This is a genomic window from Ruegeria sp. BI7, assembly GCF_056537925.1.
The window spans coordinates 22475-45304 of the sequence record NZ_JBQFSK010000013.1 but is presented as its reverse complement, the minus strand read 5'-3'; the positions used below and the strand labels follow the sequence as shown (position 1 = coordinate 45304).

The following is a 22830-nucleotide window of genomic DNA, read 5'->3' as shown; positions in this document are numbered from 1 at the left end:
ACCACAGCTGTGCAAATGCCGCGCGCATGCTATGATCGGGAAATAGCTCAGAAAATTGGCTCGATCCCGCTTCAGATGCAGACCTCTTCCTCTTCAGACCCCCTTCATGTTGTCGAAATGGGCACCCAGTTCGGTATGGGCGGCATCACCAGGCATATCCTAGGGCTGAGTGAGTGGCTGCAGACACACGATCATCGCGTCACGCTGGCTGGCACCGCCGATATCTGGGCCGGGCCTGATCAGCAGCCGGATTTCCTCGACCTGCCCACCCGCTATGTCGCGGGCGATGGCGGCAACATCGCCAACCGGTTGCGCCATACGGCAGTCGCGGCTTGGCGGTTGCGGCGCTGGCTGGCGGACAATCCAGTCGATCTGGTCCATTGCCATGAATCTGCCCCTGCGCTGGTTGCCAATCTGGCCCGCACCGGGCGGCGTATCCCCCTTGCCGTCACCTATCACGGGTCCGAGCCCGAGCGGATCGCCGCATTCGGCCGGATTGCCGCCAAATGTGATCTGGTGATCACGCCCAGCCATCGCTCAGCCGAAGATCTGGCCATCATTGGCAACGTACCTCAGAACAAGCTGAAGATTATAGGTCTGGGCGTCACCCCTCCGCCTGAGGACAGCGCAGAAGACATTGCCAGCCTGCGCGCCGAGTTGCTTGGCGATGGCGACCGGGTGATCGTCACTCTGGCCCGTCTGTTGCCGCAAAAAGGCATCGACATCCTGATCGACTGCGTCGCGCGGATGAAAGACATCCATCCGGGCTATCGTTTCATCGTTGCAGGTGACGGACCGGATGAGGCGCAACTGCATGCGCTGGCGCAGGAAAAAGGGTTGGGTAAGCACCTGCGCTTCATTGGTCGCACCGACAAGCCGATCCGGCTCCTGCGGGCGGCGGACCTATTCCTGCTGACTTCACGGTGGGAGGCACTGCCATTCACCATTGCCGAAGCGTTCCAGGCCGGAACCCCGGCTGTGGCCACCGCCTGTTCCGGCGTGGTCGAACTGATTGATGACAGTGTTGGCGCGGTCGTACCCATCGCCGATATCGATGCGATCTGCGCTGCCGTGGCGGATGTCTTGTCAGACGAAGACCGCCGCCGAACCCTTGCGGAAAATGCTTTGAAACGCAGCCGCGAAGACCGGTTCGATCCGGATTGGGTGCACCAGCAATTCGAAAAGACCTATTACACTCTGGCAGGTCGCTAAAAAGGACCGCAGATCAGGGACGTTTGGTGATGTAGCCCCAGACTTCGCCCAGCGTCCAAGCGGTCGACAGCAGCATGACATACGGCAGCGTCTTGAGGTACTGCATCCCCCGCCCCTTACTGGCTTGCAGCTTATAGTGACGCACCCAAAGCAGTGGCGGAATCAGTGGCCCCGCAAGGATCAGCATCAGGCGCTTTGCGTTGCTTTGATTGCGCACCCGGATTTCACCGAACAGGCGACCCCAATCGAACCGCTCGGGCAGCAATTCCCGAAATGTCGCCCTGGGCCGGTGGTGATGCACGACCACCTCGTTCGAGAGCCACAGCTCCTCGCCCTGTTCGATCAGGTGCCAGTGCACGATCGGCTCGTGATAGCGGTCTTTCCACAGGTGCTGCGTCTCATCCAGCGCCTTGCGGCTATAGGTCAGGTTCACGTCCGACACCCAATCCGCCGGGCCGGTCTCAAACGGTCGCCCATAGCGGCCGAAATCGGTGACGTAAAAGGCCCAGTTCAGCGGGCTGACCGGCTCCATGCATTCAATTGCACCGCCAATCACGTTCTTTCCGGTCTCTGCATACAACCGCACGATGGTGCGCGCCCAGTCGGATTGCGGCAGACCCCGGTCTTCGAGAATACCGATGATATCGCCCGTGGCCGCGGCCAGCCCGGCTGACCGGCGACGATCATAAAGCTCGTGCTTACCCGCCTCCGAGGTGATCGGGCGGATGGGGTCGATCACGCCAAGGTCCAGAAACCGCACCTCGGGGTAATCATCGGCGTATTGGGCGACATCGGCAACGCTGGCGTCATAGGGAATGATCACATCCAGCGGCGGCGGATCGTCGAAACTGCGCACCGCTTCAAGGAAATCCCGTACATAGCTGCCGCCTTGCACGATGGTCAGAACGATAGAAAGGGTCGGATCGCTGCTCATCGGATTGTCATGTCCCCAAGATTGTCCAGTTCAACCGGCTGACCGCTACGCGTGCTTTCCGGCACAGCGGCGGCGATTTCTACCGCGCGCAGGCCCGCATGACCGTCGGCGCAGTTCAGGCCGGTTTCACCGCGGGTCAGGCGGATGAAATCGGCCAGTTCGTCGCCAAAGGACAGGATCGCGGTCGATTTCCAGGATTTCAATTTCTCGCGCACCATGATTTCCGGATAAAACTTACGCACCCGTTTGGGCGCCCCACCGGGCTTGTCCATGGTGATGACAAGGTTCTGCATCGGCGCATAGGCCCCGCGCACCATACCGCGCGAGCCGTACACCTCGATCACACTTTGATAGCCTTTCCAATCGTTCCAGCAGGCCTGATAGATCGCCGGAATACCATCGGGGTTCTTGAAGATTGCCACAGCGTTGTCCTCGGACCCCGGCACGTTCCAGACCGTGTTGGTGGCCACTCCATAAACGCTGGTAATCTCGCCCAGAATGAAACGCGCCATGTCGGTCATGTGAATACCCACATCCCACAACGCACCGCCGCCGGAAAATTCGGCCTGATATTCCCAATCATGGGTGAAATGGCCCAACCCGTCATGGCCGCCATATACGCGGACATGGTCGATCTCTCCGATCTCGCCCGAGGATGCGACCTCTTTCACATGCGCAAACGACGGGTAGTAGCGCATATTGAACCCGGCCCCTAAAGCCTTGCCCGCCTTTTTCGCGGCATCGACGATGCGCCTTGCCCCTTCCACGGTCGGGGACATCGGCTTTTCGGTCAGCACATGCAGGCCTTCGGCAAAGGCCCGCAGGCAGAGCGGTTCACGTATATGCGCCGGGGTCGAGATCACCACCGCATCCATCGACGTGGCAAAAAACCGGTCGAGATCGGTAAAGGCAGGCGCGCCATCCGCCACGGCCACGGCCCGGTGAAACTCCAGATCCAGAACCGCCGCCAACTCGGCGTCAGGAGACTCAAGAATGTTCTGAACACGCATCTGGCCGATCTTTCCGGCCGCCCCGATCACACCGATCTTCATTCAATTCCTCATTAACAATCACGGGTGCGCAACAGGGTTACACCCGGCATCTTTAACAACAATTCACTTATAAGCGGAGTAGCACAGGCGCTGCCTCCACGCTAGGTTTCTGAAAGGCCGCTGTTAGCAACAAAGCGGGATCGCAGGGGGCATGACGTTGTGAACATCTCCGGATTGGACCACCTGAAGGGCAAGTCCGTCTTCGTGACCGGGGCGACCGGTTTTGTCGGCAAACGGCTTGTGCCGGCCCTCCTGGACACCGGTGCCAAGGTCACCGTTCTGCTGCGCAGCCGCCATGGCGCGCGCGCGCTTGAGGGGATGGGGGCACATGTCGTAACCGGTGCGCTTGGCGACAGGGCCGCCATGGAAAACGCGCTACGCGATCAGGACGTACTGTTTCATCTGGCCTATGACATGCGCGCACCTGCAGCCGAAAACCTTGATACCTTCGACACCCTCAGACAGGCCGCTGACGCCGCCGGGGTCGGGCGGATCATCCATATCAGCTCGATCGTCGTCTATGACGGCTGGCCGCAGGAGGATCTGACTGAGGATAGCCCGTTATCCCAAGCCGGAGGCACACCATACCGGCAGGCCAAAATGGCGATGGAACAGGCTCTGATACAGGGAAATTGTCCGGCTGTGATCCTGCAACCAACGCTGGTTTATGGCCCGGGCAGCATGCTCTGGACCGATCGGCTGGCCGACTGGATGGCCACAGGCAGCGTGGTGCTGCCGGACCCCGAGGGGCTGTGTAACGCAGTGTTTGTGGACGATCTGGTTCAGGCCATGCTTCGCGCCGCCGTGCTGGATGATCTGGCGCAGGAGCGGTTCATCATATCGGGCGCAGCACCCTTTGCCTGGTCGGATTTACTGACCGGCTATGCTGATATCATCGGACGGGGCAGCCTGCGTCACGTCCCGCTGGATACCCTTAAAGACGGGCTGCCGCCGGAAGAGACCGGAGAGGTCCCCGATACCCCGCCGCTTGCCGCCCGGCTCAGCGCCGCCGCGCGCACCAGGATCGGGCGAGAGAGGTTCGAAAAGCTGGTACACATAGTGAAACGGCGGCTGCCTGCGCAGGGTGAGATGCATCCCGACCGCTATATGCTTGAGCTTTTCGCAACCAAGGGGCACTGCCGGATCGATCATGCGCGTGCCCGGCTGGGTTACGCACCTGCCTATGATCTTGAGGCCGGGCTGGCCGCCACCCGTACTTATCTTGAAGCCCGCTATGAAAAATAATCTGGCTATATTTAAGATTACCCATTCATTTCAGGGATGAAGACATTTGATCCATATTGCCGTTGACGCAACGCCTTGGGAGAACGAGCGCGGCTTTGGCCGGTTCACCCGCAATCTGATCGCCGCGCTTGCCGCCCGCGATACCGGTTTTCGCTATACGTTATTGTTCGATCAGGAACCAACACGACCCGTACCGGATGGGGTCGAAACCCTTGTTGCAGGGGCTGAATCATCGATGTCCGAGGCCTCCTCGGGGGCCAAGGCTCGGGGCGGGGCCGATCTGCTGACAATGGCGAAAGCAGCCCGCCGCATCGACTGCGATGTCTTCTTTTATCCGGCGGTTTATTCCTATTTTCCCCTGCCCGCCCGGCGCCCGACGGTGGTGTGTTATCACGATACGATCCCCGAACGCTTTCCCGATCTGATCTTTCCCAAACGTCTGAATTTCCGGCTGTGGCAGGCCAAATGCTGGCTGGCCAAGATGCAAGCGACACGGGTGATGACAATCTCGGACGCCTCGGCGAACGATCTGACGCGTATCCTACGCATCCCCCGCGCGCGGATCGACACGATCTCCGAAGGGGCCGAAGACGTCTTTCGACCTATTGACGATAAACAGGCTCTAATACAGGCCAGACAGGCTTACGACATCTCTCCTGACGCACCGCTTCTGGTCTACCTGGGCGGGTTCAACCGGCACAAGAATGTCCTGCGCCTGATAGAAGCCATGCCTCAGATTCTGGCACAGGTACCGGAAACGCGCCTGGCCATCGTTGGGCGCACGGTCGGCGCGCGATTCTGGGACAATGTCGAGGACCTCAAAGCCAGTGCCGCCCGATCCGAAAGCATCCTCTTCACTGGCGAGATTGATGACCCGGAGCTGGCGGCCCTGCTCAATGCGGCCGATGCGCTGGTCTTCCCCTCACTATGGGAGGGGTTCGGCCTGCCCGCGCTTGAAGCAATGTCATGCGGCACCCCCGTCCTGTCCTCGGATCGCGGCAGCCTGCCCGAGGTGGTGGGCGATGGCGGGCTATATTTCGATCCTCAATCCAGCCACGCGCTTGCGGATCAGACCATCCGCCTGCTGACCGAACCCGGGCTGCACAGCGCCTTGTCGCAAAAGGCCCTGGCGCAAGCCTCAAACTTTAGCTGGGACAAAGGTGCAGAACTGGCTGAAAAGTCGTTTCGACGGGCATTAAGTCCGAAATAATTAAATTCTCCCCCTGATTTGTCTTTTAAAATACCCTCAACAATACCACCCTGGGACTAAAATTGAGCTCTCCTCGGAAACGCGGTACTGCAGTCTGGAACCAGGCAGACAAATATGTTGGATTCGCAGCCCTTCCCCCCTATCCGTGGAAGAGGTTAGAATTTTAGACAGCCATACCGTGAATTGATTTCAGTCTGACTTTGTAAGATCAGGGTAAATTATGAACTACGAGACTTCGCACCATCAGTCCCTCAGACAGCTTATCGCGGCGCGCGACGCGCGGGTCGCTGTGGTGGGGTTGGGCTATGTCGGCCTGCCACTGGCGCTGACGGCTTATGATGAGGGGTTCGATACGACCGGTGTTGACCTCAACCCCGATCGGGTGGCGCGGATCAATCAGGGCGATCAGGTCATCTCGTATCTGGCGTCGGATCGGATCGCGCAGGCTGTGGACAGTGGGCGTTTCCGCGCCACGCAGGACCCTGCCGCACTGGCCGAGGCCGATATCGTGCTGATCTGCGTTCCGACCCCGCTGACCGATGCGCAGGACCCGGACATGCGCTTTGTTGCTGCCGCAGCCCAAACCATCGCGCAGCATCTGCGCCCCGGTCAGATGGTGGTACTGGAAAGCAGCGTCTGGCCCGGAGCCACGACAACTCTGGTCCAGCCCATTCTTGAGGCCGGCGGTCTGCGTGCAGGTTCTGATTTCTTTCTGGCCTTCTCGCCGGAACGCGAAGACCCCGGCAATGACAAGTTCGACACGCACAGTATTCCCAAAGTGGTAGGTGCCGATGATCCGCTGTCGCGGCAACTGGTCGAGGATTTCTATCGCGCCATCGTCACCAGCGCGGTGCCGGTCAGCTCGGCCGCCACAGCCGAAGCGGTGAAACTGGTCGAAAACAGCTTTCGCACCGTCAATATCGCCTTGGTCAACGAGTTGAAAACTGCGCTTGAGGCGATGGATGTGGACGTCTGGGAGGTAATCGAGGCAGCGGCCACCAAGCCCTTTGGCTTTATGCCCTTCTATCCCGGTCCGGGCATTGGTGGGGCCTGCATTCCGGTATCGCCCGCCTATCTGGCGTGGCGCGCCGCAGATGCGGGGTCGGATACGCCGATCATCAATCTGGCACGCTCCAGCAACGACGCCGTCCCGCAGATGCTGGCTGCGCGCATGGCTGCAGAGCTGACGGCACGCAACGGCTCGGCGCTGGCGAAAACCGGGCAGCCGCTGACCGGGCAGAATATTTTGCTGATGGGCATCGCCTATAAGCGCGATGTCGAAGACACCCGCCGCAGCCCGGCGCTGGTGCTGCTGGATGAGTTGGAGAAGCTGGGGGCCGAGGTCGATTATCACGACCCGTATTTCCCCCGACTGCCGGAAGGCGGTGAATACCCGCAGCTTGCGGGCCGGGAGTCTGTGCCGCTGGCGGCCGAGAACCTGAGACAATATGCGGCGGTGGCCGTCATCACCGATCACAGCGCCCCGGATTACGATCTGGTCGCGCGCACGGCGACGCTGATCTTCGACACACGCAACGTCTTTGAAAAAGCAGAAATTACCGTGACAAGCGGCAAGCTCGTCAAACTCTGAACACATCAGCCCTGTGCAACGCGTCCGGCAATTTTGAAACAAAAAAAAGGTTACTAAAATTACGTACTTTCAATGAGGTAAAAATCAAAAGTAGAATTCTTGTAATGAGTGAAAAGCCCGAGAAAATTTTTGTTGATCTGGACGGGACGCTGATCAGAACTGATCTTTTTGTCGAGGCCATCCTTCAATTCCTGAAAAGGAACCCGCTTAATATCTTTCCCCTCCTTTTATGGCTGTTCAAAGGTATTCCCTACGCCAAGGAACGCATTGCCCAGGAGGTCACCCTCAGGGCCGAGACGCTGCCATACGAAACCCCGCTTCTTGAATACCTGGAACAGCAGAAAGCGGATGGCAGGCAGTTGGTTCTCGCGACAGCTTCGCACCGCATATATGCCGATAAGGTTGCCGCACATCTGGGGATATTCGAGTCCGTGCTGGCAACGGATGCAGATCACAACCTGAAAGGCGCCAACAAGCTGACCGCGATACGCGCCGCCGCCCATGGTGATGCATTTGCATATGCCGGAGACAGCGCCGCCGACAACCCGATCTGGGCCGCCTCTGCGTCGGACATATTCGTAAATGCTCCTGAATCCGAGGTGGCAACCGCGCAGGCGGCGGGCACAGCCGAGAAAGTCATCACATCACGCCCGCCGCTGTGGCGCGCCTTTCTCAAATCAATGCGGCCGCATCAATATGCAAAGAACGCCCTGATCTTTGCGCCGATCTTCACCTCTCAGCAGTATCTGCCTTTTTCATCGGTTCTTGCCTCTCTTCTGGCCTTTATCTGCTTCAGCCTCTGTGCGTCGGGTGTGTATTTCCTGAACGATCTGGTTGATCTGGCCGCTGACCGCCAGCACACAAGCAAACGGCACCGCCCGCTGCCATCGGGCGATCTGTCCCTGCATGCAGGCGTTGCCGGGGCCATCGCGCTGCCCGTTATCGCCTTTGCCCTTTCGCTGACTTTCCTGCCGCTTGTCTTTGCGGTTGTGCTGACCGCCTATCTGATCATCACCATGGCCTATTCCTTCTGGCTGAAACAGATCGCGACAGCGGATGTCATGGTGCTGGCATCCCTTTACACGCTGCGCGTCATCGCGGGGTCTGCCGCCACCGGCATTGTCCTATCTTCCTGGTTTCTGGCATTCTCGATGTTTGTCTTTGTCAGCCTCGGCTATCTGAAGCGCTATATCGAGGTGGCAGCGGCACCCGAGGAAGACGGCAATGTCCATGGCCGGGATTATTCCTATACTGACAGCGAAACCATGTTCAGCCTGGGCGTGGCCAATATCACGGCCGCCGTTGTCATTCTGGCTCTGTATATCAACAGCCCCGAAGTGCAGGAGATTTACCGGACACCCGAAATCCTGTGGCTGCTGTGTCTGCTGTTGCTGTACTGGGGAAATCGGATCTGGGTCGGCGCCCGACGCGGACGGGTTGCCGATGACCCGGTCCTGTTCGCCTTGCGCGATAAGATAAGCCTCATGGTCGGTGGTGCCTTTGTCCTGGTGACCCTGGCTGCGAAATACCTGACCCTTTGATGATGGCCCCGGAAACGAAGGAGAACACAAATGTCGTTATACTGGTCCGCTTTGCTATTTGCCGTCTGCGCAAACATTTGCACGAACGTCTCGTTCAAACTGGCCGTGCAACAGCTTTCAGGACCTTTCGATATTCGCGCCCTTGTGGTTTCGCCCTGGGCTTGGGCCGGTTTGATCAGTGGTTTGCTGTTGCTGAGCAGCTTCATTGTCGCCATCCGCGGCCTTGAGCTAAGCATCGCCTACCCGGCCGTCACCGGATTGGCCATGGTGGGTATTCTGGTCGTCGGTTACTTTATGTTTTCTGAAACCCTCAACCTGCAGAAAATCGCCGGGATCGGGCTTGTCATCGCAGGCGTAATCGTCCTGTCCCAGGTCAAACCGGCCTGACGTCTGGCCAAAACGCTGGAAATGACAGAGTGCGCCTTCACCAGATCTACTCTGGATTGTGCGCAGACAAGCGGACCTCCGCATATTTCTTGTGGCCTCTTTTACAAAGCATTGCCGAAGTATCTGATTTAGGGAATACTCGGCTCAGGTATATTTGTGCCTCAAAAATACGCAGTGTAGAACGAGTAGTGGGGCAAAGCCCCGTCAGGTAAAAATAACCAAATTTTAACCCAAGGTGGTTCACAGTTTTGCCATGATTTCGTCGCGGAATCATTATGGGCATCTGCCTGTGGCATAAACCATCGCCTACTTTGGGTTGTGCTCGCACCAAGACCAAAGCCGGAGGGCTGGAAAACATGATGGGGATTATCGGATTGGCTATCCTTGTCGGCCTGTGCGCCGGGGGTATCGCTCTGTACTCCGGGGCTTCCATCCTGATGGCGTTCGGGGCCTATATGCTGGTTGGCTGGATGTTCATTCTGGTGGCCATCATCGCGATCTTCGCCATCCGCTCATTTAAACTCCGCACCCAGAAACAAGATCCCGCTTATTCCGGCTGAACCATCTAATCCCGCCCGGCGACCCTTTTGGCCACATATCCCAGAAATGCCTTGTTCGGATTTCTAATCTGCGGGCGACCCGACGCGGCCCAATAGGCCAGCCAGTCTGCTTCCAGCGCATAAACATCCCGGCCCGGCGCCATCGCCCTGGCCTCTTCCAGCGCGCCTGACGGTAGGATCGGCTTGTCCGGCCCCTCGACCACCTGACCACGGCGCGAGAACCGGATCAGGTCGCCGGGCTCTTCGGTCATTTCATAATCGGGCAGATGATCGGCAGCGATCATGTCGCGGATCATCTTGCGGAACACCCGCCGGGGTGAGGCCGAGCCCGATTTTTTCAGCAGCACCTCGACCGAGATCCGCCATTCCGGCTGACGCCCGCAATGTTTGCGCGCCAGCTCATAGATCCGTCGCTCCAGCGGTTTGCGCAGGCGAAAATAATCCCGGCTGAGGGTCAGTACGGATTTTGCCAGCACCGCGCGAAACAGCCAGTCGGACAGCTTCACGCTGACGCTGACCATCCGACCCGCCCGGGTGCGGCGGACGATCTCCCAGCTTTCGATCAAGCCAAAACCCGTGGTGGTCTCTTTCTCGCCGGTGACGATGTTGGTGGTGATCCGGGTGCCTGCCAGCCGCTCGAACGCTTCGCGCAGGCGCTTGTAGCCGTCGCCGCTGGTCTCGCGATTGGTGGCCACCATCAGATCATGCGCCGTCAGATGCAGCACCTGGCTGACGGTCCGGCCCGCATTGATCGCCGCCATCAACTGACTGATGCAAAAGATCAGAATGTCCTTGTCATGAATCGTCGCCAGGCCACGCACCGAAGGCGTCACCGTGATCCCAACCCCGTTATGTTCATAATTCAGAATCCGCCGGTCCGGCCTGGTCGAGAGCGAAAACATCGGATGCTCCATCGACCCCATATCGGTCTTTGGTAGCGCATCGAAGATATCGCATACAAAAAAATCACCTGTCGGATGGCGGTCGGGCAACAGCGCCCCTGCCCCGCTCATATCAGCCTGCCCATATGTTCCTGCCCGAATCTTCGTTCGTGGTTTTATTGACGCTCACCGTAAAGTTATCCACAGGAGGCGTAAAGCCGCCGGATCGTGGGTTCAGAGTCAGTTCAACGTGGGTTCAGAGTCACTCTATCGTGGGATCAGATTCACTATGGATACCGAAAATGATGAAAATCTCTTTTTTTTCTTGTAGTTAGATAAAGTGAATAGAGCCTGTAACTAATAATATAACAGGATTCTAACAGAATAAATTTTTGCAAACCGCCTCAATTCCACCTTTCAAACAGCCTTTACCCACTATTTTTGCTTAGAAAATTTGGTTTTGTGCTCATAATACTTCCATATGCCACCTTTTGTGGTATATTGAGGAAAACATAGCATACAGGCAGCTTTTCAATGCGAGCAGGCACTCCAGAGGGAACCCCTCCGTATTTCAATATCGATCCGGATCTGGCTTATGCAGAGCTTGGAGATCCCACCGGTACACATGATTTCTCGGACATCGCGGATGCCTGTGCCCGGGGTCGGGCCGATCTGGCAAACCGGGGATTGGAAGAGGACGGCCAGAAAAAACTGCGGCTGTTTTCAACCTGGGAGATTACCAAGTATTTGATCCCCGTGGCGCCTGCTCATTTCCGCCGGGTCCTGAAGGGCAACCCGGACCTGCCACAAGGGCAGTCGGAAACAGAAGGCGGGGCCAAATGGTTCACGCTGGATGAGGTGCTGCGCCTGCGTTCGCATTTCGCCTCGGAAGGATCAAAAGCCAAAGAGTACCGCCCCTACCGCCCCAAGGGACTACCCGCCAAAATCGTGTCGGTGGCAAACTTCAAGGGCGGCGTCGGCAAGACATCCACCTGTGCGCATCTGGCCATGTCCGCGGCTTTGGATGGCTACAAGGTGCTGGTCATTGATCTGGACAGTCAGGGGTCAATGACCTCGGTCTTCGGTGGCAAGATAACAGATGAATGGCAGACCGTGTTCCCGCTGCTCGCCCGTCACTATGCCGCCCATCTGCGCCGCGACAATCAGGGGCGGCTTGACCGGGGCGAGGCGCCGCATCCAATCGACGATACGCTGTCAGACGCATTGAAAGTGCGCAGCAGCGACCTGATCCAGGCCACCCACTGGCCGAATATCGACCTGATTGGGGCTCAGCTGAACCTCTACTGGGCCGAGTTCCAGATCCCGGTCTGGCGTATGCAGGGCCGCAGCTGGAAGCTGTGGGACGCGCTGACCGACACGCTGGAAGAAGATGGCGTGTTGGATGAGTATGACATCATCTTCATCGACACCCCCCCTGCCCTTGGATATCTGACGATCAACGGGCTGGCCGCATCTGACATTCTGCTGGTGCCCATGGGCGCGTCATTCCTCGAGTTTGATTCCACCGGGCGCTTTTTTGACATGCTGCATTCCACCTTCCAGTCGATCGAAGACGGAGAGAACATGGCCGCCCGCGCACTGGGACGCCCCGAGATGGCCTTTCAGTGGGATGCGGTGCGCACGGTCATCACTCGCTATGACGGCAGTCAGCAGGCAGAGCTGGCCGGATTGATGCAAGCCTATCTGGGCCGTACCCTGTCGCCGCATTGGCAAGGCTATACGGCGCTGATCGGGCAGGCCGGGGAACAGGTCAATGGCATCTACGAAGCTGATTACCGCGATTTCAACCGCGAAACCTATGTGCGGGGGCGGGAAACTTTTGATGCCACCTATGCCTCGTTCAAGAAGCTATTGATCGGGGTCTGGCGGGGTGAGGAACTGGCCCAAAAGGCCAAAGAGGCGGGAACGCCGGAACTGACGCTGTGAGGGACATGTTTCGCGCGCGAAACACCTCTGAACTACGTCAGAAAAGGAGAAATCGATGGCAAAACGCAAACGACTGACCCCTGCCCGGCCGGATTATCTGGCAGATACCCCCTCTTCCCCCGGGGCCAAATCCATGTTCCCCACGGATACGCCCCGATCCGCACCCCCGGTTGCGCAGGTGGCCGGCGCAACGGCTGCTCAGGCCGCGCTGGAAGAGCTGTCCGGGGAACTGCGCGCCGCGCGTGCCGAAGGCCGTCTGGTGCAGGACCTGCCGCTGGAGGCTATCGAGGAAACCTATCTGGTACGCGACCGGATGGCTGCGGATGACGCTGAGATGGAGGCACTGAAGGAAAGCCTGAAGGCGCGGGGGCAGCAAACCCCGATTGAGGTCGTAGAACTGGAGGACGGCCGATATGGCCTGATTTCCGGCTGGCGGCGCATGACCGCCTTGCGGGCGCTGGCGGCCAAAACAGGTGAGGCTCGGTTTGAAACTGTTCGGGCGTTCCTCAGACAGCCACAGAGCGCGTCCGACGCTTATGTGGCCATGGTCGAAGAAAACGAAATCCGCGTCGGGCTGAGCTATTACGAACGCGCCCGGATAGTGGCACGTGCGGTAGAGCAGGGTGTTTACCCGGATGATGCAGCCGCCCTGCGCGGTCTGTTCGCCTCGGCCAGCCGGGCCAAGCGGTCAAAGATCGGGTCCTTCGTCGCAATTTATCACGCGCTGGACGAACATCTGCGTTTTGCATCGGCCATCCCCGAACGACTGGGTCTGTCGATTGCGAAGGTTCTGAGGGAGGAACCAAAGCGGGTAGGGCATCTGGTTTCCGCGCTGGACGCTGTGGCTTCCCCTACCCCGGACGTCGAAATTTCGGCTCTAACTAAGGCGATTAGCGCGGCGCAGCCAAAGCCTGGAAAGACATCCAACCCGGAATCCAACGCGGCCCTGTCCGAAGAGATCGGGGATATCCGTCTGCAACTCAGCCCTGATGCTGCACGGCTCATAGTATCGGGGCCTGGCGTGTCAGATGGGTTCTATCTGGAACTGTGTGAGTGGTTAAAGTCCCGGACGGCATAGGTCCGGGATCGCCAAACCCCGGAACCGGGTGGCTCGGTTAATTGCTGGCGGCCTGTAACAGCGCGTCCGCATGGGCCTGCAGATCTGATGTGACACGCAGAAACTCGGAAATGTTGTTATAGGCTAGAAATGGGACGGCAATGACCGCCGATACAAGAAAGAACAGACGACCTTTTCCAAGCACGGAAAACCCGGCCAGCAGGAACATCGCCGGGACGTAGCTCATGGAATAGAGGAACGTCTCATCGCCGTAGAAGAAATGCAGCATCCCTTCGAACAGCAGATATAAAAGCAAAGCCTGCGCGACCGGCGCATTCGGCCCAGGGGTCAGGATGGCCCGGGCCAGGCCTGTGATGAATACGATGGCCCATAGCACGAGCCCCGCAAGACCGACCCATGCCAATGTCTGAACGGGGGAGAATTGCACGGACAAGCGCATCCATTCGGGGAAGACCGGATTGTCCAAAAACGGCACTTCGGGGATGGCGATGGTATAGGCGAAGAAGGCCCGGATCTTGTCCAGCGGTCCCCCGGCCAAATCGTGCAGGACATAGGCGAATTCCGATTTGAGGCGTGGAATGAAGAAGTCTGAGCGCGGAAAGGCGATCCGCTGCAGGGTGAAGATGACCGTTGCGATTGCAAAGCCGTCGACCAGAATGCGGAAGGCGCGTTTGTATGAATTACAGGCAAGCACGGTCAGAATGCCGGCCATCCAGTTGGTGATCGTCATCGAGAACGCAATCACGCTGGAAATCGACTGCAATATCGGCGGTATCGTCCCGCGCTGCATCAATGTTCCAAAGACTAGGGCAATCGTAACCGTCAGACCGGCAAAGGCGTGTACCTCTGGCACAGGCATCCAGAAGATGGCCGCGCTGGATACCGCGCCCAGAGCTGTGAAAACAACAGCGTCAAAGCGGGGTAGGCCAAGTCCTCGGAACCCGCCGAACAGGGTCGCACTCCAAAGGCCCGCCGTGGCGGAGAGCACGCCGAGAACGGCCAGCCGCTCAGAAAGGCCCGCCACGATCAGCGCTTTGGTTGGCGTGTACATGATTATGGCCTGCAGCGGGTGAACATTGGTTCGGTAATTGTTGGCATAGCGATCCAGCATCACCGGATGGACCCGGATCAGATCGGCCTCGAACCAGACCCATGCATCGCGGTTCGGGTCGATCAAAGCCAGAGGGATCTGGCTGGCCAGAAACCAGTACCCCGCACCGACCAGAAGGCTGATCATAAAAGCCAAGCCCAGATCGGTCCGGCTGGCGACAAGCCAGGCTTTGAAACGTCCAAGGTTTTGGGACAGCGTCAGGCGCGTATCGGGAATGTCATTGACAATTTCGCCCAGAATTCGTCGCAGCATCCGTAACCTCAAACCCAAAAATAACGCAAAACACTGTTAGTTAGATACTAATTGATCTAAAACTCTACCTTTTTAGCGGCCATTTGCAAAAGGCGCGCGCTGATGTTTCGCGCGCGAAACACTGTCTGATGTCATGGGCAGTTCCAGGTGGCGACATCTTCTGCGGTTATTGGGTATCTGCTTGCTTCCATAACCTCGGGCACCTGATTAGCGTCATACCGGTCCATGACCCATTCCCAGACCGGTTCACCACTGCTGTTTACCTCCAACGCGCGGCCCGCGCGGGATTCCGTCAGCAGTAGATTGCCATTGGGCAGCTTTTGCCATTTCCCTGACCACTTGGTGTAAAACGGCATGTCCGCCTGTTTGGGGAATAGGATGGCGCGTTCTTCTGTATGGGGCTGGATGGCCACCACGCGCGATCCGCCCTGTAAATTGCCCCCTTCGGTTCTGTCGAAATTGTTGTCGAAGATGCCTATCCAACCGTCACCGATGAAATCGGGGTCGTGCTGAAAGAGAGTAGCCGAGTTGGTGTGCCATTTCACCTCCAGCGTCTCTGGATCGAGCACCATGACCATATGAAGATCACGCAGGGACACGACAATGTCGCCCGCATCAAACAGCGGATATTCATCGGCCATCTCCGGTGGCAGTTCTTCTATGTCGTTCAGGTGAAAGATGTCGCCACTATAACGCCTGCCCGTTCTTAGATATGCGTCGCTCAAACCGTTTTTCTCAAACACTTCGATCGAGCTGATGGATTTTAGGACCTCGCCATCGGCGCTGACTTTCATAAAGTAATCTTCGTAGACGGGGAAGGACAGGATATTCAAAAGCTCTTCATCGCGCCCACCGCGCGAGCGAAGCTCTTGATTGCCGGACACCCAGAACGAGCCGTCATCATTTGCCGAGATTGAATGATGTGCCCGAGGCTCTGAAAGGGCCCACAACACATCGCCACAGGCCGACATCCGGGCGATCCCGATAAATTCGAAGTTGAACAGGATGTCGCCGTTGGGAAAAAGATGCGAGCCGTGAATGTATGGGTAGTTATGCCGCCCGCCGAAAATCTCGCCGGGGTCAGGCGCCCAGGAGTGCAGGACAGCGCCGGATTCGTCGATCAGCCGAACACCTGCATGCCAGTCGAATTCCGGGAAATACGATGTGATAAGCGTAGAACCGGGGGCAATGGCGTTGGCATCGTGAATGCGTACACCTTCAAAATCATACCGCACCGGCATCAGCCGATCAGGTTCCTTCATGAAGGCTTTGACTTCTTCCCAGGCCTGAACGGCGATCCTGTAAGGGGCGAGATACAGATAGGCAGACACAAGTCCCGCCAAGAAAGTGATTGCCAACAGACAAGCCAGCGACAGCAATGCAAGTAGGCGATCAGACATAATCAAAGAACCTCAATCCACAGATCTATGGAGCAACGTTGGATTTTTGGCTGACGGCGATCAAGCTTTAATCCGTTCAAACCGCCTGTTTGGGGGCGAGCCTGTCCAGTTGCGGGGCTTTTTGCAGCGCATTTCAGACAGGTTTGCCGCTATGGGGGTGCGACTTCAAAAATGTCTAACCCGGAAACAATGCAGTTGATTTTGCCGCATAGTCATTAGGACCTTGCAATGTGGGGCCTTGATGTTCCTATTTTTGTGCCAAGCGGTTTAGTCTTGGATCGCAGGGCAGGCGCATTACCGGGTATTAAGTTCAGTGTTAGAGGGTTTGAGGCGCAAAGAGTGAAGCACTTTTTTGAAAACCTGCCTGAACGGCTGTTCTGGACTTGTCTATTGCTCGCCATCGTTTGCGCATCCATCCTCTATGGGATTGTCGCGCAAATGAAGCAATGGCCACCTGCGCCTCAGCTTCGGCTCGTGTACAGGACGGTGTTTGTCGAACAATCCCTGACGGGAGCGGCCTTGCAGAAACATCTTCAACCCTCACGCGGACAGGGCGATGGTGTTATGATTAACGAGGCTCCGGATCGTAAGGACGCCGTCCTGCTTATGGGGTTTTTCGACGGAGAGAACCAGGCACGGCTTGTGAATCGCGACGGTAGTGTGATTCGCAAATGGTCTCTGAATTACTTCGAACATTACCCTGATGTTGAAACCCGTCCCTGTGACGGTCTTGGCACCCCTTTAGAGATAGATGTGCACGGGGCACTGCTGACGCCGAAGGGCGAACTTGTGTTCAGCTACGAATATTGCGGAACCGCCAAGCTGGATCAGTGTTCCAATCTGCTCTGGGCGCTCAACGAGCAATCTCATCATTCGCTGGTGACGTCTGAACAGGGCGGATATCTGACGATTGGCCGCGACGACTGGACCGCCGCCGAGGTTGCCGATCGGTTTCCGCCTTTTTTCACCGCGGACACGGATGCGCCGATCTGGGAAGATGTGGTGCTGAGGCTTGACGAACAGGGGCAGGTTCTGGAACGGGTATCGATCCCCGACATCATCATGGATAGTGGCCTGACCGCGTTGCTGACGGCCAACAATCAGGATTTCAAAACGAAAGGCGTAACCCGGAGCGAGTTGCTTCACGCCAACAAGATTGATGAACTGCCGTCAGAGTTGGCCTACAGGTTCCCGCTGTTCAATGCCGGGGACTGGGTGGTTTCGATGCGGGGTCTGAACCTTGTTATAGTGGTGGACCCGGCCACGCGGACAGTGAGGTGGCATCAGACCGGCCCTTGGATCCGGCAGCACGACCCTGAGTTCCGCCCGGATGGCAAAATTTCGATCTTCAACAACAACGCATACCTGACGTCTTACACGCGGAGTGACAAAACTCGGCTCGATGCGCCCCGGGATACAAACATCATGACCATCGACCCGGTCAGCCGGGAGACGGAGGTTGTTTTCGGCAGCAAGCCCGGTCAGGAGATGCTGTCGGTCATCCGGGGGCAGCATGAAATTCTCGACGGTGGTGGAATTCTGATCACGGAATTCGATGCCGGACGCGTGCTGGAGGTGGATGGTGCTGGCACTGTGGTCTGGGAATATGTCAATAAATACGATGACGAATTTGTGGGTGAAATCACCAATGCAAAACTCTACCCATTGAGTTATTTTGAAACCGATTGGAAGGAATGCACGCAATGAAATTGTTCATGAAAACATGGGCGGGGGGACGTCTGATTGCGCTGTTGCTGTTTGCAGGAGTGCCGTTTCTGATGTTGGCAAGCCCGGCGCATGCATATATCGGCCCGGGTGCCGGGCTGGGGGCTATTGCAGTCACGATTGCCGTAGTTCTGGGTGGTATCTTTCTTATTGTCGGGCTGGTCTGGTTTCCACTCAAGCGGCTGCTTCGCGGCAGGAAAGGCCCGGCTGACGCAGGCAACGAGACCGACCCGGCGCAATGACACAGGCTATAGCCGTTTCGCTGCTGGCCGTCGCGGGGTTTATTATTGCCCTGTGGTGGACGAATATTGCAGGAATTGCCCATAAGATCGTTGGCGCAAGCATGGCAGGCGTGGCTGCGTTGTTTGACAACCAGTTATCTGACGATGCCAAGGAAGCTGCAGCGCGGCGGGCAGGGGTGCAACTGATCCTGGGCGGTTTGAACCTGACATGGCGTATCGCTCTGGCGCTGGCTGCGGCGGGTCTGCCTATTCTGCTGGCCGATCTTGCGGGTCTCGCGCCCGGTAGTGCAGTTCTGGATGTGATGCTGCGGCTGGATTACATCGTCATCGTGTCCGTTCTGGCCTTTGCTGCGGTTAAGATCGTCAGCCGTCTGCGTCGCAGCGAAACACCGCAGGATAACGGCGTGTCCCAATACTCGCCTGTAGACCAGTTTGTTCACAACCTGGCTTTCTCGGGTCCGACGGTTCAGAAAGCGGCCGCACGGATTGAGGCGCGCCTGATGCCGCGCCCTCCGATGCCAGAAGCAGCGAATCCCATTTTCGTAACCTCCCTTGCGCGAGGCGGCACCACAGCGGTTCTCAACGCGCTGCATGATGCACCGGAAGTGGCGACGCATACCTATCGGGATATGCCTTTTGTGACGGCCCCCGTGCTGTGGAACAAACTGGCCGGCGGCCAGAGGCGAGAGGTGCGACGCCAGCAGCGCGCCCACGGGGATGGAATGGAGATCGACCTTGATAGCGCGGAGGCATTCGAGGAAGTGATCTGGAAAATGTTCTGGCCAGAGAGGTACAAAGGATCCTCGATCCCCCTGTGGGAGGCTGGGGATACAAATGAACAGGCCGACCGGTTTCTGCTAAACCATATGAGCAGCATTATCCGGGCACGCAATCTTCAAGCCGATCCTCTGAGTGTCCAGAAAATGCGCTATTGTTCAAAGAACAATGCCAACATTGCCCGGATTCCCTATCTGCTTAAATCCTTCCCAGATTGTAGGATAGTTGTTCCAGTGCGGCGTCCTGAAAGCCATGCAGAGTCCCTGCTGCGGCAACACAACAATTTCAGCAAACTGCAGACCCAGGACAGCTTTGTATCTCGCTACATGGCTGATATTGGCCATTTTGAGTTCGGCAATTTGCATAAGCCCTTTATGTTTTCCGGCTTCGAACCGGCACAGAAAGACACCCACACACCTGATTACTGGCTGCAATACTGGACCTGCGCCTTTCGGAATCTGCTTGCGTACAAAGACAAGTGCATCTTTCTTTTACAGGATGATCTGCGTGCGTCGCCAAAGGCGACGATGGAAGGGCTGTATGACGCCCTCGGATTGTCGTCCGGCGAGCAGAGTTTTGGACGATATTTTCATTCGAAGCCCGATCTGACTGAGACAGAGAGGTTCGATCCCGATCACTTACAGGAAGCGATTGAAATCTATGGCGTATTAGAAAAATGCGCCCGCCGGGATCTGCTGCGAGACGTGATTTGAGACTGGTACGAAACCTGGAGCGGCTAGAGCCAAAAAATCTTGGGAAAGTAGATTCCTGCTGACCTGCTCCGATCAGAAGAGTTCATACATTCAATCGCCGAAAGCATTCTTGTTTTGGGCGGCGTGTGTTGCACAAACCTTTCACAATTTTTCCGCCCTAAATGTGAACCGGTAATGAACAACGCATTGCGCGTGGGTTCAAGTGACATGACCTCTAATTGCAGCGTTGAGTTAGCGATTGGTAACGCAAATGAAGTTAGTACGATTTTTGGGGGAACATTTTTCCGCAGTTTTGTTTGGTTTTTCAATTTTGAGCGGGGCGTATGTCTACGGGGTAGTCAGCTACAAATATGAATGGTTTCCCGTTCCAGTTCTGCAACAAGCCAAAGCCGGGTTTGACGCCTGGCGAAAACTTGAAGCCAAAGAAGTCATCTACGGAAAGGTGGAAGATGTAGCAGTTCCAAAGGAAGATCTGACAACCTGGCTTGTCGAACCCAGGGACTATGACGATTTGTTGTTGATTACAGGTGGTTTTGAGGAACAGCCCGAACTCTGTCCAGAGCTTGGTTGCATCGCCTGGATCATGGATCGCGAAGGGAATGTATTCCACACTTGGAGTGTGTCGAGAGCGGACCTCTTTGATGGGCAGGAATTTGAAGGCTTTAGCGGACAACCCCGAAGAGACAATGTGAATGTGTTGGGAGTTGACCTAGACGACAACGGCGATCTGGTTGTTACGTTTCAGGCCAAAAACATGTTCCCTTACCATATTGGTTCGATGCGAATTGATCGGAACAGCAAAATTCTCTGGTCCTTTATTAATCACGCACATCACTGGCCTCATATCGCGGGTAACGGCGACGCCCTTTTGCCCTGGGCACAACTTGAGCAGCCTCCGGAACAGTATATTGGACCCACTCGGATCGAAACCAATTGTTCAATACTTGGAGCGGTTTACGAGGAAGGTTTCCAAATCTTCGATCGAGCCGGGGAGCGAATACGTGCAGTACGGTTTGAAGATCTTTTTGTAGAAAACGGACTGATGGGTCTGGCGTACTCAGTGCGCGAAGGGTGTGATCCTTATCACATCAATGGGATTGTGGAGATAAATGAAGCAACCGCCGCCAAGATTGAGGGGGCAGAGGCGGGCGATATCGCCATGTCACTGCGATCCTCAAGCTCACTAATTGTCGTGGACCGATATGATGATGTTGTTCATCGGGTCATAATGGGCCCAATGGTCGCTCAGCATTCGCCAGTCGTCACAGAACGCGGTACTTTCGTACTGTTCGATAATCTTGGCGGCCTCGCATCGCAGGGTGGATCTCGCATACTCGAAATTGACCCGGTGTCCGGCCTGGGTACATCGCTTTTTCCGTTGGCGGGTGACACAGAACACGTTCTGTTTTCCGAAGAGCAAGGTGTAGTACGATTAAGCGAGAACAACGAACGTGCGCTTGTATCGGTTTCCGAAACTGGTCAGGTCCTGGAAGTTGACTTGCTGGAAGGCAGACCGATTTGGGAATTTCTTAATCAAACCAGTCTCTCGGCGTTCCATCATCGCATTGGCGAATCCGCGGATGCCAATTTCGCTTTAATGGAAACACGAGGCGCAGATTATGTGGCCCGGGATTTTGTCGAAGGGGTATTGGGCAGGACAGCGCCAATTGGAGCGGTGCAGCCAGGAGCTAAGGTCAGTTCTGAGCAATCACTTCAATAATTGCACCGGCAAGCTTCTGATGGCCCGTTTCCGACAAATGTCCATCCGGGAAAAGATAATCCTCCGCGTCCAGTATTTCCGGCGTATGAAGTATCTTTAAGTCAGGTATCTTTGAGCGCAAAATGCTGAGCTTCGGGGAGGTCGAAAGGGCCTCTGTGAAACGACCACCCCGACCGCCTGTGTTTACATCGAAAACGACCAGTTGCGGTGGGGCGACACCCCAATCCCAGTTGGTCAGGACTTCGGTCAGAACATCGGGGTCTTTCAGGTCCGCCATAGGCAGATCGCTGTTTTCGCCCTCGCCGTCGCTACCACCGAAACGTCCGCGAACCTCCTGAAAGAGGGCGGGCAGATAGTGCCCGAAGCCTCCGCCTGTCCCTTCGTTTCCGGCGACGAGTTGCGAATAGGTTTCTTCCGACATAGCCGACAGTGTGCCTTCAGAAAGATAGTGGCGATTTTCGTAGCCGTCATTGTCGCTGTATTGGATAATCACCGTCTTAAGGTTGCTGAGGTCAACGCGGTCCAGCGCCATAAGCTCTCGGGCGGTGCCATAGGACGACACACCGGTATTCAGCGTTTTGCGCCCGGTTTCCGCCTCGATAATGTCGGCAAAGGTCTTCCCTTGCCCGACACCCCAACCCATTGCCTGGCTATCGCCTAAAACCACGATCTCTGGCGCATCAAGAGACGCCTCGTTATCGCGATAGCCTGCCGAATTCACGTCGAGTTCAGTTGAGAAACCGGTGTTTTCGAAAACGCAATTCCCGGGGCGCAATGTATAGCCCAGTTCAGGATCGTAACGCGCACAATCCGGGAGGTATTGCACATACGAAACATTCGCCCAGTAAATTTTCCGGGCCAGCCGGTCAACAGGCCGGATACCGGTCGGAGAGTCCCGTGCAACAAGCCAAGCAAGCGCGGCTTCCAGGCAAACCAGAAGCACCGCGAGGATCAGGATGTTGATACCAATGACGCGCCACATCCGGCTTCAGTCCAACCCGTCGCCGGATTTGTTATCTATCGCCTTCGACTGGTCCTGACACTCAATCTGCAACACGGCAAACCCTTTAACAAAGTAACATTACGCCCATAACACGGAACGCCATTTCAAGGGAATGGCGTTGTCTGCCATGCACCAGATCAGCCGCTTTAGTCTGGCTTCTATATGGCTCTCTTTTGGTCCGGGGCGTGCACTGGGTTGTGTTGCAGGATCGTTGTCTCAGAGATGTCTTTCATCTCTTTGCCAGAGAAA

General features: G+C 56.8%; 19 protein-coding genes. 13 read left to right on the top strand and 6 right to left on the bottom strand.

The genetic code is table 11. The features are described 5' to 3' along the window. Nucleotides 1-15 precede the first annotated feature (15 nt). Nucleotides 16-1212, top strand: a complete 1197-nt coding sequence (locus ACR0JB_RS20200) for a glycosyltransferase family 4 protein (RefSeq protein ID WP_170507709.1) — start codon at nucleotides 16-18, stop codon at nucleotides 1210-1212. A 13-nt stretch (nucleotides 1213-1225) separates the two neighbouring features. Here the strand turns inward: ACR0JB_RS20200 and ACR0JB_RS20195 are convergent, their stop codons facing one another. After that, the gene (locus ACR0JB_RS20195; protein WP_170507707.1) at nucleotides 1226-2146 is read right to left on the bottom strand and encodes a glycosyltransferase family 2 protein; all 921 of its coding nucleotides are present in this window, start codon (nucleotides 2144-2146) and stop codon (nucleotides 1226-1228) included. After that, nucleotides 2143-3198 (bottom strand): Gfo/Idh/MocA family protein, encoded by a 1056-nt coding sequence (locus tag ACR0JB_RS20190; RefSeq protein ID WP_170507705.1) that lies wholly within the window; start codon nucleotides 3196-3198, stop codon nucleotides 2143-2145. Before ACR0JB_RS20190 ends, ACR0JB_RS20195 begins: the two co-directional genes overlap by 4 nt. Before the next feature lie 159 nt (nucleotides 3199-3357). Here ACR0JB_RS20190 and ACR0JB_RS20185 point away from each other — a divergent pair, with 159 nt between their 5' ends. The 6 genes from ACR0JB_RS20185 to ACR0JB_RS20160 all read left to right on the top strand — a co-directional run bounded on the left by ACR0JB_RS20185 (nucleotide 3358) and on the right by ACR0JB_RS20160 (nucleotide 9732). Then, nucleotides 3358-4443 carry an NAD-dependent epimerase/dehydratase family protein gene (locus ACR0JB_RS20185; RefSeq protein WP_170399669.1) on the top strand — a complete coding sequence of 362 codons (1086 nt, stop codon included), beginning with the start codon at nucleotides 3358-3360 and terminating at the stop codon, nucleotides 4441-4443. Nucleotides 4444-4489: 46 nt separating this feature from the next. Then, nucleotides 4490-5653: a glycosyltransferase family 4 protein gene (locus ACR0JB_RS20180; RefSeq protein ID WP_170399667.1), complete on the top strand. Its 1164-nt coding sequence runs from the start codon at nucleotides 4490-4492 to the stop codon at nucleotides 5651-5653. Nucleotides 5654-5873: 220 nt separating this feature from the next. Next, nucleotides 5874-7244 (top strand): nucleotide sugar dehydrogenase, encoded by a 1371-nt coding sequence (locus tag ACR0JB_RS20175; protein WP_170399664.1) that lies wholly within the window; start codon nucleotides 5874-5876, stop codon nucleotides 7242-7244. Nucleotides 7245-7348: 104 nt separating this feature from the next. Next, a complete protein-coding gene (locus ACR0JB_RS20170; protein ID WP_170399661.1) occupies nucleotides 7349-8785 on the top strand; it encodes a UbiA family prenyltransferase in 1437 nt (478 codons plus the stop codon). Between the two features lie 30 nt (nucleotides 8786-8815). Next, nucleotides 8816-9172 (top strand): DMT family transporter, encoded by a 357-nt coding sequence (locus ACR0JB_RS20165; RefSeq protein WP_170399658.1) that lies wholly within the window; start codon nucleotides 8816-8818, stop codon nucleotides 9170-9172. A 356-nt stretch (nucleotides 9173-9528) separates the two neighbouring features. Further along, nucleotides 9529-9732 carry a hypothetical protein gene (locus ACR0JB_RS20160; RefSeq protein ID WP_170399655.1) on the top strand — a complete coding sequence of 68 codons (204 nt, stop codon included), beginning with the start codon at nucleotides 9529-9531 and terminating at the stop codon, nucleotides 9730-9732. Nucleotides 9733-9737: 5 nt separating this feature from the next. On the opposite strand, the gene ACR0JB_RS20155 is transcribed toward ACR0JB_RS20160, so the two are convergent. Next, nucleotides 9738-10745, bottom strand: coding sequence for a replication initiator protein A (locus ACR0JB_RS20155; RefSeq protein ID WP_170399652.1), 1008 nt, complete (start codon nucleotides 10743-10745; stop codon nucleotides 9738-9740). A gap of 402 nt (nucleotides 10746-11147) precedes the next feature. Here ACR0JB_RS20155 and ACR0JB_RS20150 point away from each other — a divergent pair, with 402 nt between their 5' ends. Together ACR0JB_RS20150 and ACR0JB_RS20145 are read left to right on the top strand one after the other, a co-directional pair. After that, complete coding sequence (locus ACR0JB_RS20150) at nucleotides 11148-12560, top strand: AAA family ATPase (RefSeq protein ID WP_170507702.1); 1413 nt, start codon at nucleotides 11148-11150, stop codon at nucleotides 12558-12560. Nucleotides 12561-12615: 55 nt separating this feature from the next. Beyond that, nucleotides 12616-13638: a ParB/RepB/Spo0J family partition protein gene (locus tag ACR0JB_RS20145; RefSeq protein ID WP_170399646.1), complete on the top strand. Its 1023-nt coding sequence runs from the start codon at nucleotides 12616-12618 to the stop codon at nucleotides 13636-13638. 37 nt (nucleotides 13639-13675) lie between these two features. On the opposite strand, the gene ACR0JB_RS20140 is transcribed toward ACR0JB_RS20145, so the two are convergent. Continuing rightward, complete coding sequence (locus ACR0JB_RS20140; protein ID WP_170399644.1) at nucleotides 13676-15001, bottom strand: hypothetical protein; 1326 nt, start codon at nucleotides 14999-15001, stop codon at nucleotides 13676-13678. A 131-nt stretch (nucleotides 15002-15132) separates the two neighbouring features. Then, on the bottom strand, nucleotides 15133-16401 hold the full coding sequence (locus tag ACR0JB_RS20135; protein ID WP_480790240.1) for an arylsulfotransferase family protein: 1269 nt from the start codon (nucleotides 16399-16401) through the stop codon (nucleotides 15133-15135). A gap of 339 nt (nucleotides 16402-16740) precedes the next feature. Here ACR0JB_RS20135 and ACR0JB_RS20130 point away from each other — a divergent pair, with 339 nt between their 5' ends. The 4 genes from ACR0JB_RS20130 (at nucleotide 16741) to ACR0JB_RS20115 (ending at nucleotide 21578) form a co-directional block, all read left to right on the top strand. Beyond that, a complete protein-coding gene (locus ACR0JB_RS20130; RefSeq protein ID WP_170507697.1) occupies nucleotides 16741-18108 on the top strand; it encodes an arylsulfotransferase family protein in 1368 nt (455 codons plus the stop codon). Continuing rightward, complete coding sequence (locus ACR0JB_RS20125) at nucleotides 18105-18368, top strand: hypothetical protein (RefSeq protein WP_254440553.1); 264 nt, start codon at nucleotides 18105-18107, stop codon at nucleotides 18366-18368. The genes ACR0JB_RS20130 and ACR0JB_RS20125 overlap by 4 nt, the downstream gene beginning before the upstream one ends. Then, nucleotides 18365-19858, top strand: a complete 1494-nt coding sequence (locus tag ACR0JB_RS20120) for a sulfotransferase (protein WP_170399634.1) — start codon at nucleotides 18365-18367, stop codon at nucleotides 19856-19858. Before ACR0JB_RS20125 ends, ACR0JB_RS20120 begins: the two co-directional genes overlap by 4 nt. Before the next feature lie 250 nt (nucleotides 19859-20108). After that, entirely contained in the window at nucleotides 20109-21578 is a 1470-nt protein-coding gene (locus ACR0JB_RS20115) for an arylsulfotransferase family protein (RefSeq protein WP_170507695.1), read from the top strand. Here the strand turns inward: ACR0JB_RS20115 and ACR0JB_RS20110 are convergent. Next, on the bottom strand, nucleotides 21553-22560 hold the full coding sequence (locus tag ACR0JB_RS20110) for an SGNH/GDSL hydrolase family protein (RefSeq protein ID WP_170399627.1): 1008 nt from the start codon (nucleotides 22558-22560) through the stop codon (nucleotides 21553-21555). The genes ACR0JB_RS20115 and ACR0JB_RS20110 overlap by 26 nt on opposite strands. Between the last annotated feature and the right edge of the window lie 270 nt (nucleotides 22561-22830).

What these genes read in the sequence shown, in the direction of transcription:
- ACR0JB_RS20200 (WP_170507709.1), top strand. Translation starts at nt 16, where the DNA reads ATGCCGCGCGCATGCTATGATCGGGAAATAGCTCAGAAAATTGGCTCG.
- ACR0JB_RS20195 (WP_170507707.1), bottom strand. Translation starts at nt 2,146, where the DNA reads ATGAGCAGCGATCCGACCCTTTCTATCGTTCTGACCATCGTGCAAGGC.
- ACR0JB_RS20190 (WP_170507705.1), bottom strand. Translation starts at nt 3,198, where the DNA reads ATGAAGATCGGTGTGATCGGGGCGGCCGGAAAGATCGGCCAGATGCGT.
- ACR0JB_RS20175 (WP_170399664.1), top strand. Translation starts at nt 5,874, where the DNA reads ATGAACTACGAGACTTCGCACCATCAGTCCCTCAGACAGCTTATCGCG.
- ACR0JB_RS20170 (WP_170399661.1), top strand. Translation starts at nt 7,349, where the DNA reads ATGAGTGAAAAGCCCGAGAAAATTTTTGTTGATCTGGACGGGACGCTG.
- ACR0JB_RS20165 (WP_170399658.1), top strand. Translation starts at nt 8,816, where the DNA reads ATGTCGTTATACTGGTCCGCTTTGCTATTTGCCGTCTGCGCAAACATT.
- ACR0JB_RS20160 (WP_170399655.1), top strand. Translation starts at nt 9,529, where the DNA reads ATGATGGGGATTATCGGATTGGCTATCCTTGTCGGCCTGTGCGCCGGG.
- ACR0JB_RS20155 (WP_170399652.1), bottom strand. Translation starts at nt 10,745, where the DNA reads ATGAGCGGGGCAGGGGCGCTGTTGCCCGACCGCCATCCGACAGGTGAT.
- ACR0JB_RS20150 (WP_170507702.1), top strand. Translation starts at nt 11,148, where the DNA reads ATGCGAGCAGGCACTCCAGAGGGAACCCCTCCGTATTTCAATATCGAT.
- ACR0JB_RS20145 (WP_170399646.1), top strand. Translation starts at nt 12,616, where the DNA reads ATGGCAAAACGCAAACGACTGACCCCTGCCCGGCCGGATTATCTGGCA.
- ACR0JB_RS20140 (WP_170399644.1), bottom strand. Translation starts at nt 15,001, where the DNA reads ATGCTGCGACGAATTCTGGGCGAAATTGTCAATGACATTCCCGATACG.
- ACR0JB_RS20135 (WP_480790240.1), bottom strand. Translation starts at nt 16,401, where the DNA reads ATGTCTGATCGCCTACTTGCATTGCTGTCGCTGGCTTGTCTGTTGGCA.
- ACR0JB_RS20125 (WP_254440553.1), top strand. Translation starts at nt 18,105, where the DNA reads ATGAAATTGTTCATGAAAACATGGGCGGGGGGACGTCTGATTGCGCTG.
- ACR0JB_RS20120 (WP_170399634.1), top strand. Translation starts at nt 18,365, where the DNA reads ATGACACAGGCTATAGCCGTTTCGCTGCTGGCCGTCGCGGGGTTTATT.
- ACR0JB_RS20115 (WP_170507695.1), top strand. Translation starts at nt 20,109, where the DNA reads ATGAAGTTAGTACGATTTTTGGGGGAACATTTTTCCGCAGTTTTGTTT.
- ACR0JB_RS20110 (WP_170399627.1), bottom strand. Translation starts at nt 22,560, where the DNA reads ATGTGGCGCGTCATTGGTATCAACATCCTGATCCTCGCGGTGCTTCTG.